The sequence below is a fragment of the Donghicola sp. XS_ASV15 genome (assembly GCF_041224595.1).
Classification (GTDB): Bacteria; Pseudomonadota; Alphaproteobacteria; order Rhodobacterales; family Rhodobacteraceae; genus Donghicola.
Map to the genome: position 1 here is coordinate 1 of NZ_JBGFGN010000152.1, position 282 is coordinate 282.

At 52.8% G+C, this 282-nt stretch carries 1 protein-coding gene; it reads left to right on the forward strand.

Going from position 1 to position 282, the window contains the following annotated elements; all coding sequences use genetic code 11:
* Positions 1 to 232 (forward strand): hypothetical protein (locus AB9K37_RS13335; protein WP_369839626.1); only part of this gene is annotated, 232 nt, incomplete at its 5' end.
* Positions 233 to 282 lie beyond the last annotated feature (50 nt).

Consider the following 282-nt stretch of genomic DNA (forward strand, 5'->3'; position numbering starts at 1 on the left):
AAACCGCCAGCCGCTACATGATGGTCGAGGCATTCGCTCAGATCGACAACGAGGAGACAGACCCAATTCTCAGCATAAAAGCCGCCTGATCATGACCTCAGGCCACCCGACAAATTACACCACCTTGACGGACGTGACCAAAGCGGATGAGGTGGGTGGCTCCTGCTCCACCGGCATCGAATGTGCCAAAGTGCAGCTATCAATGACTGCTAGGAAAGGAGCCACTCAATGACAGTTAAGACAGTAGGCCTTGATCTGGCCAAGGATGTTTTTCAGGTTCAC